Origin of the sequence: Sphingopyxis granuli NBRC 100800 (assembly GCF_001591045.1) — a bacterium.
GTDB classification, from domain to species: Bacteria; Pseudomonadota; Alphaproteobacteria; order Sphingomonadales; family Sphingomonadaceae; genus Sphingopyxis; species Sphingopyxis granuli.
Genome location: NZ_BCUA01000043.1, coordinates 17,410 through 31,861 on the forward strand (window position 1 = coordinate 17,410; position 14,452 = coordinate 31,861).

Annotated in this window: 11 protein-coding genes; 9 read left to right on the plus strand and 2 right to left on the minus strand. The window is 69.7% G+C overall.

Annotated elements, in window-relative coordinates:
• Window positions 1-209: 209 nt before the first annotated feature.
• Window positions 210-857: a 2-hydroxychromene-2-carboxylate isomerase gene (locus SGR02S_RS11440; protein WP_067109576.1), complete on the minus strand. Its 648-nt coding sequence runs from the start codon at window positions 855-857 to the stop codon at window positions 210-212.
• Window positions 858-989: 132 nt separating this feature from the next.
• On the opposite strand from SGR02S_RS11440, the gene SGR02S_RS11445 reads away from it, so the two are divergent.
• The 3 genes from SGR02S_RS11445 to SGR02S_RS11455 are packed head-to-tail and all read left to right on the plus strand — an operon-like array spanning window position 990 to window position 4,189.
• Window positions 990-1,454, plus strand: coding sequence for a MarR family winged helix-turn-helix transcriptional regulator (locus tag SGR02S_RS11445; RefSeq protein WP_067109579.1), 465 nt, complete (start codon window positions 990-992; stop codon window positions 1,452-1,454).
• Window positions 1,454-2,590 carry an HlyD family secretion protein gene (locus tag SGR02S_RS11450; protein ID WP_082797100.1) on the plus strand — a complete coding sequence of 379 codons (1,137 nt, stop codon included), beginning with the start codon at window positions 1,454-1,456 and terminating at the stop codon, window positions 2,588-2,590. The genes SGR02S_RS11445 and SGR02S_RS11450 overlap by 1 nt, the downstream gene beginning before the upstream one ends.
• Before the next feature lie 9 nt (window positions 2,591-2,599).
• Entirely contained in the window at window positions 2,600-4,189 is a 1,590-nt protein-coding gene (locus tag SGR02S_RS11455) for a DHA2 family efflux MFS transporter permease subunit (RefSeq protein ID WP_067109582.1), read from the plus strand.
• A 25-nt stretch (window positions 4,190-4,214) separates the two neighbouring features.
• Here SGR02S_RS11455 and SGR02S_RS11460 read toward each other — a convergent pair whose 3' ends face one another.
• Window positions 4,215-5,039, minus strand: a complete 825-nt coding sequence (locus SGR02S_RS11460) for a glutathione S-transferase family protein (RefSeq protein ID WP_337180245.1) — start codon at window positions 5,037-5,039, stop codon at window positions 4,215-4,217.
• A gap of 49 nt (window positions 5,040-5,088) precedes the next feature.
• Between SGR02S_RS11460 and SGR02S_RS11465 the strand changes: the two genes are divergently transcribed.
• From SGR02S_RS11465 to SGR02S_RS11490, 6 genes are all read left to right on the plus strand, one after another.
• Window positions 5,089-6,714: a CHASE domain-containing protein gene (locus SGR02S_RS11465; RefSeq protein ID WP_255211455.1), complete on the plus strand. Its 1,626-nt coding sequence runs from the start codon at window positions 5,089-5,091 to the stop codon at window positions 6,712-6,714.
• Window positions 6,707-10,327: a hydantoinase B/oxoprolinase family protein gene (locus SGR02S_RS11470; protein ID WP_067109586.1), complete on the plus strand. Its 3,621-nt coding sequence runs from the start codon at window positions 6,707-6,709 to the stop codon at window positions 10,325-10,327. The genes SGR02S_RS11465 and SGR02S_RS11470 overlap by 8 nt, the downstream gene beginning before the upstream one ends.
• Before the next feature lie 61 nt (window positions 10,328-10,388).
• Window positions 10,389-11,063 carry a DUF969 domain-containing protein gene (locus SGR02S_RS11475; RefSeq protein WP_067109588.1) on the plus strand — a complete coding sequence of 225 codons (675 nt, stop codon included), beginning with the start codon at window positions 10,389-10,391 and terminating at the stop codon, window positions 11,061-11,063.
• Entirely contained in the window at window positions 11,060-11,998 is a 939-nt protein-coding gene (locus tag SGR02S_RS11480) for a DUF979 domain-containing protein (protein WP_067109590.1), read from the plus strand. The genes SGR02S_RS11475 and SGR02S_RS11480 overlap by 4 nt, the downstream gene beginning before the upstream one ends.
• A 13-nt stretch (window positions 11,999-12,011) precedes the next feature.
• Complete coding sequence (locus SGR02S_RS11485) at window positions 12,012-13,022, plus strand: DUF2891 domain-containing protein (protein WP_067109594.1); 1,011 nt, start codon at window positions 12,012-12,014, stop codon at window positions 13,020-13,022.
• Between the two features lie 92 nt (window positions 13,023-13,114).
• Entirely contained in the window at window positions 13,115-14,299 is a 1,185-nt protein-coding gene (locus SGR02S_RS11490; RefSeq protein WP_067109597.1) for a GGDEF domain-containing protein, read from the plus strand.
• The last annotated feature ends 153 nt before the right edge of the window (window positions 14,300-14,452 follow it).

The following is a 14,452-nucleotide window of genomic DNA, read 5'->3' on the forward strand; positions in this document are numbered from 1 at the left end:
GTTTGAACCGTCATTGCTTCGGCATGTTCGCTTTCCGCAAGGAACCGTTCCCCGGCGAAAGCCGGGGTCCACGCGGGACAGCACTATGCCATATGCCATCTGGACCCGGCTTCCGCCGGGGCACAAGCTCTCGCTCCTATGCCGACTTGTCCGAATATGACGAAAAGGGAGGAGCGCGCCGAACCCTCCCGCGCAGATTTTCGCTGTGCTCAGCGCGGCCGCAGGCCCTTCTGCTCCATGCGCCATTTCGCCAGCTCGATGCGGTCCTGCCCGAAGAAGGGTTCGCCGTCGAAGACGAGCGTCGGCACCCCCCAATGGCCCGCGAGTTCGAGCGCCGCCTGGTTCGCGGCGATTTCCGCGTCGAGCGCCTCCGCATCGGTTTCGGCCTCGGCGTCGAGTTCGGCGAGGTCCAGCCCCGCGCGGCGGGCCGCGCCCGCCAGATGATCGCCGAGGTGCCAGTCCTGCGCGCCGCCCCAGATGAGCTGCGCAACCTCGTCGCAGAAGGCGAGGCTCTTGCCGCGCCGCGACGCCGCCTGTCCGAGGCGGGTCAGGCGGAAGATATAGGGCTGCTCCGCCGCAATCTCGCGCGTGTGGACGTTCTGGACGATCGGGTCGGGACGCGGCGGGCCGAAGGGGATGCCGTGGAACTGCGCGACGCGCATCATGTCGCGCATCGTGTAGCCGAGCCAGTTGGGGTGGTTGCGCTCGAAGAAATCGGGCTGTCGGATCGCGAGCGGATAGACGGGACGCAGGTCGATCGTCACGTCGTGGCTTGCCGCGAGCGCACGATAGCGGCCGATGGCGAGATAGCTGTAGGGCGAGCGGAAGGACCAGAAGAGGTCGGCGGTCAGACTCATGGCACGCATAGTGCCAAAATATCCGCGCGGCGCAAGCGATTGTCGAAAAGCGGCAGCCGCCGCTCGCGGCAATTTCGCATGTGCAGCATATTGTCATTGGATATAGTGGCAATTGCTATTATATCGTCTGCCATGAGAGAGACGGTCGGCTTTCTGCTCAACGATACCGCGCGGCTGTTCCGCCGCGCCTTCAACGCGCGCACCCGCGACAGCGGGATCACCGCGCTGCAATGGCGGCTGCTCAGCTATCTCAAGCGCTACGAGGGCATCCGCCAGGGCCCGCTCGCCGACCTGATCGAGGTCGAACCGATCACCCTGTCGCGGATGGTCGACCGGCTGGCCGAGGCCGGGCTGGTCGAGCGCCGCGCCGACCCCGGCGACCGCCGCGCCTGGCTTCTCTATCTCACCCCGCGCGCCCGCGAGCAGATGGGCGCGATGCGGCGGCTGACCGACGCGCTGACCGAAGAGGCGATCGGGGGCCTCACCCCCGCCGAGCGCGCCGAACTGATCCGGCTCGTCCGCCACGTGCGTTGCAACCTGTCGCGCCGCGACGCGATCGACACGACCGAAAGAGAAGAAACGAAAGAGGCCCTCTGATGGACCAGCTCGCTCCCCCTCGCCGCAAGCCCGACCGCCCCGAGCCGCGTTCTGAAGAGGTCGTGCCGACGAAGGCCGCCTCGAAGGCCGCGCCGAAGGCCGATCCCGTGCCGCCGCCCGCCACTGCGGCGGATGCGAAGCCCGGCTGGCGCACGCGCGCGCTGATGTTCGGCGTGCCGCTGGTGCTCGCGGCGGCGGGCGGCTGGTACTGGCTGGCGAGCGGCGGGTCGGTATCGACCGACAATGCCTATATCCAGATGGACAAGGTGTCGGTCGCCGCGGAGGTCGGCGGCCTGATCACTGAGGTCGCGATCCGCGAGGGTCAGGAGGTCGCGAAGGGACAACTGCTCTTCCGCATCGACGGCCATCCCTATGCGCTGACGGTCGCGCAGGCGAACGCCGCGATCGATTCGGCGACGGTCGATGTCGGCAATCTGTCGGCCAGCCTCGCCGCGACGGCGGTCGACATCCAGGCGGCGCGCGAGGACATCGCCTTCGCCGAATCGAATTTCCAGCGCCAGGCCGCGCTGATGGACAAGGGGTTCACCACCCGCGCCGCCTATGACGCGTCGAAGCACGCGGTCGAGCAGGCCCGCGCCCGGCTCGCCCAGGCGCAGGCCGCCGCCGCCGAAGCGCGCGCCAAGCTGGCGACGGGCACGGGCGGCACCAATCCGCAGGTCGCGGCGGCGCGCGTCCGGCGCGCGCAGGCACAGGTCGACCTCGGCCGCACCGAGGTGCGCGCGCCGAGCGCGGGACGGGTCGCCGAATCGGACCGGCTGCAGCTCGGCCAGATGATGGTCGCGGGGCTTCCCGCGGTGACGCTGGTCGATACCGCGCATCCGTGGGTCGAGGCCAATTTCAAGGAAACCGACCTCGCGCACATGTGCGTGGGCCAGCCCGCCGAGATGCGCTTCGACGCCTATCCGGGGCTGAAGGTGCGCGGGCACGTCCAGACGATCGGCGCCGGCACGGGCAGCGAATTCTCCGTGCTGCCCGCGCAGAACGCGACCGGCAACTGGGTGAAGGTGACGCAGCGGGTGCCGGTGCGCATCGCCTTCGACGAGGCGCCGAAGCGGGCGATGATCGCGGGGCTTTCGACCGAGGTCACGGTGATCACCTCGGGCGGCTGCAACTAAGGGCAGCCGGTGGCCAGCCGTGTCTTTTCCCGGCGCCCGGCGCCCGCGGCGACGGTCGTCAGCGACGACCGGCCGCTCTACGAGCAGGTGCGCTATCATGGCCTGCTGACCGTCGCGGTGATGGGCGCGTCGGTGATGCAGATCCTCGACACGACGATCGCCAACGTCGCCATTCCGCACATGCAGTCGAGCCTCGGCGCGACGAGCGAGACGGTGAACTGGGTGCTCACCAGCTATATCATCGCCTCGGCGGTCGCGATGCCGATCACCGGCTGGCTCGCCGACCGCATCGGGCGGCGCCCGCTGTTCCTGATCGCGGTGCTCGGCTTCATCATCGCCTCGATGGCCTGCGGCGCGGCGCAGAATCTGGAGGAGATGGTCATCTTCCGTTTCCTGCAGGGGATCAGCGCCGCCTTCATCGGGCCGCTGTCGCAGTCGGTGATGCTCGACATCAACCCGCCCGAACGCCACGCGCGCGCCATGTCGATCTGGGGCATGGGGATCATGGTCGGGCCGATTCTGGGACCGATCCTGGGCGGCTGGCTGACCGAATCGGTCAACTGGCGCTGGGTTTTCTACGTCAACCTGCCGGTCGGGCTGGCGACGCTGGCGCTGCTCTGGGCGCTGCTCCCCGCGACCGGGCGCAAGGACCGCAAATTCGATCTGTTCGGCTTTTCGATGCTCGCGCTTGGGCTCGCGTCGCTCCAGCTCATGCTCGACCGCGGGGCGCAGAAGGACTGGTTCGACAGCCTCGAGATATGGATCGAGACCGGCGTCGCCCTCGCCTGCCTGTGGATGTTCCTGATCCACCTGCTGACGGCGCGCGACACTTTGTTCGACCGCCGGATGCTCGCCGATCGCAATCTGCTCACCGCGCTGGGGTTCATGATAGTGATCGGCATCGTCATGTTCTCGTCGATGGCGCTGCTGCCGCCGATGCTCCAGCGCCTGTTCGACTGGCCGGTGATCGACACCGGCTGGGTGCTCGCGGTGCGCGGCGTCGGCATCCTGATCAGCATGTGGATCGCGGGCCGGCTGATGGGGCGGATCGACGCGCGCTGGCTGGTCGGCAGCGGCCTCGTCATCGCCGCCTATTCGCTGTGGCAGATGAGCCAGTGGTCGCTGATGATGGGCGTCGGGCCGGTGGTGGTCAGCGGGCTCGTCCAGGGACTCGGCATGGGGCTGGTCTTCATCCCGCTCAACACCATGGCCTTCGCGACGCTGGGTCCGGCGTGGCGCACCGACGGCGCCAGCCTGCTCAACCTGTTCCGCAGCGTCGGCGCGTCGGTCGGCATCTCTGTGGTGACGACGCTGCTGGCCACCAACACGCAGACGAGCCACGAAGACCTGGTCGCGCACATCACGAACAGTTCGGTCGCGCTGATCGACCCGTCGACGTCCGACCGGCTCGGTGCACTCGGGGGCAGCGTGATGGCGATGGTCAATGCCGAGATCAACCGGCAGGCCGCGATGGTCGCCTATATCGACGATTTCTGGGCGATGATGTGGGTGACATTGCTGTCGGTCCCGCTCGTCATCCTGCTGCGCCCGCCCGCCCCCGGCGGGCCGGCGGCGTCGGCGAGCGACATGGGGCATTGATGCGCCGGGCGGACCGCGCGCCGCCCTATCCGGCGAGCGCCGCCATCATCCGCTCGTCCTTCGCGATCCAGGGGGCGAGGCTGGGCCGCGACAGGATCGCCGCGCTCCACGCCGCGATCTTCGGATAGCGCGCCGGATCGTCCCCGGCGCTGCAATGGCGGACGTTCACCAGCGGCGAGACGGCGGCAAGGTCGGCGAGCGTCAGCCGGTCGCCGACCAGAAAGCCGCTCGCGGGGATCGCCTCCTCCAGATAGGCGAGCAGCTTCGGCAGGTCTTCGGCCTCCGCCTGCGCCGCCGCGGCCAGGTCGCCCTCGCGTTTCAGGACGCGCGGCGCGACGACACGGTTGAAGAATAATTTGCCGCTGCACGCCGCGAGCAGCGTATCGCCGAACTCCTCCCACCAGATCGTCCAACCGCGCAATTGCGGATCGGCGGGAATCAGTTCGGGCTCGGGATGCTTCGCTTCCAGATAGTGTATGATCGCGCTCGAATCGGCGAGCCGGTAGCCGTCGTCGTCGATCGCCGGCATCTTGCCGAGCGGCGAGGCGGCGCGGAACCCCGGATCGGGGTCGCCGATGCCGACCCCCTTCAGCTCGAAACCGATCCCCTTCTCGCCCAGATAGCCGAGCAATTTCCGCACGAAAGGCGATAACACCGAACCATAGACGATCATCGAACCTTCCCCCTTCGCCGCTGCCCACCCAGCATAGGGAACGGGCCGCGAACCGCAACCCGCGACGGTGGGCGAAAGCGGCGGCGCGACGTGCGCGGCGACCCCGACAAACGCGCTTGCTATCAGCGCCTTGGCGTGGAACACTCGCTCGTTCGGGGCGCTGCCGGGCGCAGCCATATAACGGGAAAACCAAGCAATGCGCCCTTCCGCCTGGGCAGATCGGCTGATGGCCCTTTCGGTCCGCGCGATGGGCCTCGTCATCCTGCTCGGCGCGCTCGGCGCGGCGGCGGCCAGCTTCTTCTACAACCAGGCGCAGGAGGCCGATCAGGCCGGGCGCGTCGCGATGCAGATCGACGACCGGCTGCGCGATCATATCTCGGCGCTCGAAGGCGTGCGGGCGCTGTACGAATCGGACATGGCCGCCAACGGCCCCGCCATTCGCGCCTATCTGACGGCGCTCCAGCCGCAGGTGCGCTCGCCGGGCATGCAGGGCATCGGCATCGCCATCGCGATGCAGCAGGCGACCCCCGCCGCCGCCGAGGCGCGGCTGCGCCAGAACTACGGCCGGGACATTCGCGTCTGGCCCACGACCGACCAGCCGATCGGCTTCCCGATCATCCTCCTCGAACCCGACGACACGCGCAACCATCCGGCGCTGGGTTTCGACATGTACAGCGAGCCGGTCCGGCGCGAGGCGATGCGCCGCGCCTGGCAGACCGGCCGGCCGGCTGCGAGCGGCATCGTCGAGCTGCTTCAGGAAACCCGCGACCGGCGCAAACAGCCGGGTTTCCTCATCTATATTCCCGTCTATGCCGCGACGCCCTCGACCGACGCGATCGCTGCGCTTCCCCCCGTCGACGCCGGCGGCGGCAGCGCCGTCGCGACCGCCGGCGGCGGCGTCCGTCCGATCGAGGCTTTCGTCTATGCGCCGTTCCGCGTCGGCGACCTGATGCGCGCGGTGCTCGGTTCGCAGCTCGAAAGCATCGACGGGATCGAGGTCTTTGCGGGCGACGGCCCGTCGGCGCCGCGTGTCTTCACGCACGGCGTCATGCGCTGGGACGCGCATGAAGAACATATCCGCGTCGCCGACCGGCTATGGACGGTGCGCATCTCCTATGGCCGGTTCATCGACCGGATCGGCCGGCCGCTCGGCATCCTGCTCTTCGGGCTCGCCATCGCGGTCCTCGCGACCCAGCTCCACCGGCTGCAACAGCGCCGCCTCGGCGCCTTCCAGGCGCTTGCCGAGGAAAAGGCGCGCCACGCGGAGGACCGCGAACTGATCATGGGCGAAATGGCGCACCGGATGAAGAACGCCTTCGCCCGGATCGGCGCGCTCGCCCGGATCACGGCACGCGAGGCGGGCGATCTCGCTACCTTCGAGGCCAAGTTCGACGGGCGGCTGCGCGCGCTGTCCGACGCCAAGCAGATGCTCGTCACCGGCGCGGTCGACAGCGTCGAGCTCGGCGCGATCGTCCGCCGCGAACTGACGCTCGCCGGCTGGGACGAGGAACGGCTCGCGTCGCTTTCCGGTCCGGAGGTCCGCCTCGCCGACGAGGGCGCACAGGCGGTCGCGCTCGCGATCCACGAATTCGTCACCAACAGCATCAAATATGGCGCGCTGGCCGGCAAGGGGACGCTCGCGGTGCACTGGCGCCGCGACGGCACCGATATCGAACTGTCGTGGATCGAGAGCGACCTGCCCGAAACCCCGCATTTCGAGACCGAAAGCTTCGGCACCCATTTCATCCGCTCGCTGATCGAACGGCAGCTGAAGGGCCGGTGGCATCGCCACGCCACCGACAAGCAGCTTGCCATCCTGATCCGCTGGCCCGATCAGGCGGTCCATGGCTGACCCCTGCTGGCACATCTGGATCGATCGTGGCGGAACCTTCACCGACGTCGTGGCGCGCGCCCCCGACGGCCGCGCCCTCAGCACCAAATATCTGAGCGAGGACCCGGCGCGCCCCGGCGATGCGGCGGTGAACGCGATCCGCGACCTCACCGGCGCGGGCGACGGCCCGCTGCCGCCGCTGTCGATCCGCATGGGATCGACCGTCGCGACCAACGCGCTGCTCGAACGCAAGGGCGAGCCGACCCTGCTCGCGATCACGCGCGGCTTCGGCGACGCGCTGACCATCGGCTATCAGGACCGGCCGGATCTGTTCGCGCGCGCGCTGAACCGCACGCCGCCGCCGCACGCGGCGGTCGCCGAGATCGCCGAGCGCATCGGTCCCGACGGAGATGTCATCGCGCCGCTCGACGAAGCCGCCGCGCGCCGGGCGCTGCAGGCGGCGCGCGACGCCGGGATCGCGAGCATCGCGATCGTGTTGATGCACGGCTATCGCCACCCGGCGCACGAACGGCGGCTGGCGGCGATCGCCGCCGAACTGGGCTTTTCCCAGATTTCGACCAGCCACGACGTCAGCGCGCTGATCAAGCTGGTCGGGCGCGGCGACACGACGCTCGCCGATGCCTATCTCTCGCCCGTCCTCCATCATTATGTGCGCCAGTTCTGCGCCGCGCTGGGCGAAGAGGCCCGGCCGCAGTTCATGAAAAGCTCGGGCGGGCTGGCCGCGGCGGCCGCCTTCCACGGCCGCGACGCGATCCTGTCCGGCCCCGCCGGCGGGATCGTCGGCATGGTCGGCAGCGCCGCGCCGCTGGGGTTCGAACGGCTGATCGGCTTCGACATGGGCGGCACCTCGACCGACGTCAGCCATTATGCCGGCCGGCTCGAGCGCGATAACGAGACGATCGTAGCCGGGACGCGCATCCGCGCGCCGATGCTGCGCATCCACACCGTCGCCGCGGGGGGCGGTTCGATCTGCCGCTGGGACGGCGCGCGCCTGCTCGTCGGCCCCGAAAGCGCGGGCGCCAACCCCGGCCCCGCCGCCTATGGCCGCGGCGGCCCGCTGACCGTCACCGACTGCAACGTGCTGCTCGGCAAGATTCAGCCCGATCATTTCCCGAAGCTGTTCGGCGAAAGCGGCGACCAGCCGCTCGACCGCGCCGCCGTCGCGGACAAGTTCGCGATCCTCGCGGCACAGGTCGGCAACATCGCCCCCGAAGCGCTGGCCGAGGGACTGCTCGCCATCGCGGTGCAGCAGATGGCGAACGCGATCAAGCGCATCACCATCGCGCGCGGTCACGACCTGACGCAGGGTTACAGCCTCGTCGGCTTCGGGGGCGCCGCGGGGCAGCATGTCTGCCTCGTCGCCGACGCGCTCGGCGTCGACCGGATATTGCTCCACCCGCTCGCCGGCGTGCTCTCGGCCTATGGCATGGGCCTTGCCCGCCCCTCGGCGATTCGCGAGCGGACGCTGGGACTGCCACTCGCCGCCGACTGCGCCGACAGCCTCGCCGCCGCCGAAGCCGAGCTTGCCGGACAGGCGCGCGCCGACCTCGCTCCCGACGCGCAGGTCGCGCGCGAGACCCTGCTCTTCGTCCGCCTCGCCGACAGCGACAATGCGATCGAACTGCCGCTTGCCGATCCCGCCGCGGTGCGCGCCGCCTTCGCCGCCGCCTTCCGCCAGCGGTTCGGCTATGCGCCGCACGACGATCTGGTCGTCGACCGCATCCGCGTCGAGCTCACCGAGGCGGACGGCGCCCCCGCCGCCCTGCCGCCACCCGCGCCCACGGCCGAAGCCGGGCCCGAAATCGTCACCGCCTGGCTCGCGGGCGCGGCGCACCGCGTGCCGCTCCACCAGCGCGCCGCGCTCGCCCCCGGCCGCACCGTCGCCGGCCCCGCGATCATCGTCGATGCGCTCGCGACCACGGTGGTCGAGCCGGGATGGACGGCAACGGTCGAGTCCGAAGGCACGCTGCTGCTCTCAAGAACGGGCGCGGCCGTGCGCCAGGCCGATGATTCCGCCCGCGAAGGGGAGGAAGAGCAACCCGATCCCATCCGTCTCGAAATCTTCAACAGCCTGTTCATGGCAATCGCGGAGGAAATGGGCGGCGCGCTTCAGCACAGCGCCTCGTCGATCAACATCCGCGAGCGGCTCGACTTCTCCTGCGCGCTGTTCGACGGCGAAGGGCGGCTCGTCGCCAATGCGCCGCACATGCCGGTCCACCTCGGCTCGATGGGGGAAAGCGTCCGCACGATCCTGCGCCGGCGCGGACCCGATGCCGACGGCCGGCCGCGTGACGGACGCGGGCTGCGCCCCGGCGACGCCTATGCGCTCAACGCCCCCTATGACGGCGGCACCCACCTGCCCGACATCACCGTCATCATGCCGGTGTTCGTGGAGGGGCGAACCGACGCCCCCGCCTTCTTCGTCGCCGCGCGCGGCCACCATGCCGATCTCGGCGGCATCGCCCCCGGCTCGATGCCGCCGAACAGCCGCAGCATCGACGAGGAAGGCATATTGTTCGACAACCGGCTGATCGTCGACGACGGCCGTTTCCTCGACGCCGATGTCCATGCGCATCTGACCGCCGGCGCCTTTCCGGCGCGCAACCCGGCGCTCAACATCGCCGACCTCAAGGCGCAGGTCGCCGCCTGCCAGCGCGGCGCCAGCGCGCTCGCCGACCTGTCCGCCGCGCACGGGTCCGCCACCGTCGCCGCCTATATGGCGCACGGCCAGCGCCAGGCCGAAGCCGCGGTGCGCCAGCTCGTCGCCCGCCTCGACGACGGCGCCTTCCGTTATGCGATGGACAATGGCGCCGAGGTCGCCGTCGCGGTGCGGGTCGACCGCGCGGCGGGCCATGTCACGATCGACTTCACCGGCTCGTCGCCGACGCTGCCCGACAATTTCAACGCGCCGCTGCCGGTCGTCCGCGCCGCCGTCCTCTATGTGCTGCGCACGATGCTCGACGACCCGATCCCGATGAACGAGGGCTGCCTTGCACCGGTGACGCTGATCGTGCCGCCCGATTCGATGCTCAGCCCGCGCCATCCCGCCGCCGTCGTCGCGGGCAATGTCGAGACGAGCCAGGTGATCACCGACGCGCTCTTCGCCGCCTTCGGCGCGATGGCCTGCGCGCAGGGGACGATGAACAATTTCACCTTCGGCGACGCGCAGCGCCAATATTACGAGACGATCGCCGGCGGTTCGGGCGCGGGTCCGGGCTTCGACGGCACCGCGGTCGTCCAGACGCACATGACCAACAGCCGCATGACCGACCCCGAGGTCATGGAGACACGCTTTCCGGTGATCGTCGAGGAATTTTCGATCCGCCGCGGTTCGGGGGGCAAGGGGCGCTGGACCGGCGGCGACGGCGCGACGCGGCGCATCCGCTTTCGCGCGCCGATGGTGGCGAACATCCTCGCCAACCGCCGCAAGGTACCGCCCAAGGGGCTCGCGGGCGGCGCGGACGGCGCCCCCGGCCGCAACTGGGTCGAGCGCGCCGACGGATCGATCGAACGGCTCGCCGCGACGGGCAGCGCGAAGCTGGAAGCCGGCGACGCCTTCGTGATCGAAACGCCGGGCGGCGGCGGCTATGGTGAAGCGGGGGAGGAGCGATGAGGGGGCGTGCCTATGTTCGCCCCGGCTTTCGCCGGGGTTCAACGACCGACGGGCCTGAGCCATGCTCGTCCTGATCGGCATCCTCATCATCATCGCGGGCTTCCTGCTGCGCTTCAATCCGCTGCTGGTCATCATGGCCTCGGCGCTTGCGACCGGGCTTGCGGCGGGGCTCGACGTGACCGCGATCGTCGCCGCCTTCGGCAAGGCGTTCAACGACACGCGCTATGTCTCGATCGTGTGGATCGTGCTGCCGGTGATCGGCCTGCTCGAAGCCTATGGCCTGCAACAGCATGCGCGGACGCTGATCGGACGGATGAAGGGGGCGACGCTCGGACGCCTGCTCACCGGCTACCTGCTGCTGCGCCAGCTTCTGTCCGCGGTCGGCCTGACGTCGGTCGCGGGGCATGCGCAGACGGTGCGGCCGCTCGTCGCGCCGATGGCGGAAGCCGCCGCCGATACGCAGAACCCGGCGCTCAGCGACGCGCAGCGCGAGGAGGTGAAGGGCTTTTCGGCGGCGACCGACAACATCGGCCTCTTCTTCGGCGAGGACATCTTCCTCGCCATCGGCTCGATCCTGCTGATGAAGGGCGTGCTCGAAGGCTATGGCTACGACATAGAGCCGCTGCACCTGTCGGTCTGGGCGATCCCGACCGCGATCGCGGCTTTCATCATCCACGCCTGGCGCCTGCGGCGGCTCGAACGGCGCATGGCGAAAAAGGCGGAGGGCGGCGCATGATCACCCTCGGCTTCGTCTACGTGCTTTCGGGTCTGGCCTTCGCGCTGTTCGCACTGCTCGGCCTGCTCGACGCCACGAATCCCAAGCGCTTCGGCAATGCCGCCTTCTGGGGTCTGCTCGCCATGTCGATGCTCGCCGGCGACCGGCTCGGCGATTTCGGCAACGGGCTGCTCGTCCTCGCGCTCGTCGCCATCGCCGGGACCGGCCAGATCGGCAAGGGCCCCGGCGGCGACATCCCGGCCGAGGAGCAGGCGGACAGCGCCGCGCGCCACGGCAATTTCCTGCTCCTCGTCGCGCTGATCATCCCGGCGGTCGCGCTGGCGGGGACCTTTCTGTTCAAATGGGTGCCCGGCATCGCCGATCCGAAACAGGCGACGCTGATCTCGCTCGCGCTCGGCGTGCTGATCGCGCTCGCGGTCGGCATGGCGCGGCTGCGTCCGCCGCTGCTGCTCCCGGCGCAGCAGGGCCGCCGGCTGCTCGATTCGGTCGGCTGGGCGGCGGTGCTGCCGCAGATGCTCGCCAGCCTCGGCGCGGTGTTCGCGCTCGCCGGCGTCGGCGAGGTGGTGGGCGGCCTGATCGGCGGCGCGATTCCCGAAGGCAGCCTGTTCGGCGCCGTGCTCGCCTTCGGTCTCGGCATGGCGCTGTTCACCATCGTGATGGGCAATGCCTTCGCGGCCTTTCCGGTGATGATCGCCGCGATCGGCATGCCGCTGCTGATCCAGCAATATGGCGGCAATCCCGCCGTCGTCGCGGCGATCGGCATGCTCGCGGGTTTCTGCGGCACGCTCATGACCCCGATGGCCGCCAATTTCAACCTCGTGCCCGCGGCGCTGCTCGAACTGAAAAGCCCCTATGGCGTGATCCGGGCGCAGATCGGCACCGCCATCCCGCTGCTCGCGGTGAACATCGTCTTCATCTGGCTCTTCGCCTTCTAATCCATCGGAACCCATGCACCTTTCCCCCGAACACGCCACCCGCTTCGCGACCGCGACGCTGTCGCATCTCGGCCGCGAATATCCCTACAAGATGGACCTTGTCATGGCGGGGCCGGAGGACGCGAAGCCGCCGCGCGATCATCACCCGATCTTCCACGGCAGTTTCGACTGGCACAGCTGCGTCCACGGCTGGTGGCAGGTCCTTCGCCTCGCGCGGCGCTTTCCCGACCTGCCCGTCGCCGCCGCCATCCGCGCGCGCGCCGACGCGATGCTGGTGCCCGACAAGATGGCGGGCGAGCTCGCCTTCCTCGATCGCCCGACCGCGACCGGATTCGAGCGCCCCTATGGCTGGGCATGGCTGCTCGCGCTCCACGCCGAGGCGGCGGCGCACGATGCCCCCTGGGCCGCGGCGCTCGAACCGCTCGCCGCCGCCTTCGCCGCGCGTTTCCATGCCTTCCTGCCCAAGCTGACCTATCCCTTGCGCGTCGGGACGCATTTCAACATCGCCTTCGCGCTGCTGCTCGCGCGCCATTGGGCGGGCCCGCGCGATCCGGCGCTGGTCGCGCTGATCGACGCCCGCGCGCAGGACTGGTTCGGCGGCGATGCCGATTGCCAGGCGTGGGAGCCGGGCGGCGACGAGTTCCTCTCGTCCGCGCTGACCGAGGCGCATCTGATGGCGGTCGTGCGCGGCGCCCGATTCGCCGACTGGTTCGACGCCTTCCTGCCGCGCGCCGCGCAACGGACGCCCGCGACGCTTTTCGCCCCCGCGATGGTGTCCGACCGCAGCGACGGCAAGATCGCCCATCTCGACGGCCTCAACCTCAGCCGCGCCTGGTGCTGGCGCGCGATCGCCGCCGCGCTGCCGGCCGGCCACCCGGTCGTCGCGGAGGCCGAGGCGAGCGCGCTGCGCCACCTCGACGCCGCGCTGCCGCACGTCACCGGCGACTATATGGGCGAGCACTGGCTGGCGAGCTTCGCGCTCCTCGCGCTCGACGGGTTGGCGGACGGGGAAGACCGCTCCTAACCGTTACATACTCTCGCCGGGCTGCATCGCACCGTAACGACTTGTTATCCATGGCCTCGCTATGGTCTCCTCCGGTCACGCAGGAAGCCGATTTGACGGGACAGCTCTTCATCTCCTTGCTCAATCCAGGCATCGGCCTGCTGTTCGCCGGCGCCTTCTTCCTGATGTGGCTGAACCGGCGCGAGCGCTACATCGCCTATGCCGCCGGGGCCTATGTCGCGACCGCCTGCGCCTTCCTGATCCAGGACCTGGCGCCGGTGCTGCCGATGGAATTGCAGCGGCTGCCCGCCAATGCCGGATTCCTGCTGACCGGCGTGCTGTTCGCGGCCGCGATCATCCAGCGTTACGGCCTGCCGGTGCCCTGGCGCGCGATGGCGCTCACCGCAGCGGCCTCGCTGGCGGTCTTCGTCTGGTTCCTGCTCGGCCGGCCGAGCATCGAAGGGCGCATCTATTCGATCAGCCTCGGCACCGGCATCGTCGCGCTGATGGTCGTGCGGGCCCTGTGGCCGATCGACAAGCCGCACCTGATCGACCGACTGCTGTTCTGGGTGGCCGCGCTCTGCGCCGCCAACCTGATCGTGCGGCCGCTCGTCATCCTGACCTTCAGCGGCGGCTTCGCCGATTACGACGGCTTCCAGCAATCGGTCTATTGGACGACGGTCCAGTTCAGCCAGGCGATGGTGTCGGTCATGGCGGCGATCAGCCTGATGGTCGCGGTCGCGATCGACATGCTGGCCGAATTGCGGGCAGAGGCGCAGGCCGACCCGCTGTCGGGCCTGCTCAACCGCCGCGGCTTCGAGGCGACGGCGAATGCCGCGCTGCGCCGCTGCGACGGCGACGGGCGCATCGCGGCGCTGCTGATCGCCGACCTCGACCATTTCAAGCGGGTCAACGACCGTTACGGCCATGCGGTGGGCGACGCGATCATCACCGCCTTTGGCGAGATCGTGCGGCGCGAAGGCCCCGCCGACATGATAGCGGGACGGATCGGCGGAGAGGAATTCGCGGTGCTGATCCCCGGCGCGGGGATCACGGCGGCGCGGCAACTGGCCGAGGCGATCCGCGCGGGCCTGTCCGCCACCTGCGCCGGGCGCATCCCGCCCGCGCTGACTCCGACCGCCAGCTTCGGCCTTGCCGCGAGCACGCCCGGCGCCGGCCTGTCGGCGCTGCTGCGCCAGGCCGATCAGGCGCTTTACGACGCGAAGCGCGCGGGCCGCGACCGCGTGCGCGCCTTCGCGGCGCCAGCCCCCGCACCGCCCCTGTCCGCCAGCGCCTAGAGCATGATGTCATGCGTTGGAATCGTTACCCGCGAGGAACGAAGCGACGCGGCAATCCAGAGTGTGCGCAAACCGCTCTGGATTGCTTCCCCCGGATCAGGTCGGCAATTATCCCTTTTCGACAATGAAATGTTCCCCGGCGAAAGCCGGGGT

What these genes read in the sequence shown, in the direction of transcription:
- SGR02S_RS11475 (WP_067109588.1), top strand. Translation starts at nt 10,389, where the DNA reads ATGCTCGTCCTGATCGGCATCCTCATCATCATCGCGGGCTTCCTGCTG.
- SGR02S_RS11465 (WP_255211455.1), top strand. Translation starts at nt 5,089, where the DNA reads ATGGCCCTTTCGGTCCGCGCGATGGGCCTCGTCATCCTGCTCGGCGCG.
- SGR02S_RS11480 (WP_067109590.1), top strand. Translation starts at nt 11,060, where the DNA reads ATGATCACCCTCGGCTTCGTCTACGTGCTTTCGGGTCTGGCCTTCGCG.
- SGR02S_RS11460 (WP_337180245.1), bottom strand. Translation starts at nt 5,039, where the DNA reads ATGGCTGCGCCCGGCAGCGCCCCGAACGAGCGAGTGTTCCACGCCAAG.
- SGR02S_RS11445 (WP_067109579.1), top strand. Translation starts at nt 990, where the DNA reads ATGAGAGAGACGGTCGGCTTTCTGCTCAACGATACCGCGCGGCTGTTC.
- SGR02S_RS11440 (WP_067109576.1), bottom strand. Translation starts at nt 857, where the DNA reads ATGAGTCTGACCGCCGACCTCTTCTGGTCCTTCCGCTCGCCCTACAGC.
- SGR02S_RS11485 (WP_067109594.1), top strand. Translation starts at nt 12,012, where the DNA reads ATGCACCTTTCCCCCGAACACGCCACCCGCTTCGCGACCGCGACGCTG.
- SGR02S_RS11470 (WP_067109586.1), top strand. Translation starts at nt 6,707, where the DNA reads ATGGCTGACCCCTGCTGGCACATCTGGATCGATCGTGGCGGAACCTTC.
- SGR02S_RS11450 (WP_082797100.1), top strand. Translation starts at nt 1,454, where the DNA reads ATGGACCAGCTCGCTCCCCCTCGCCGCAAGCCCGACCGCCCCGAGCCG.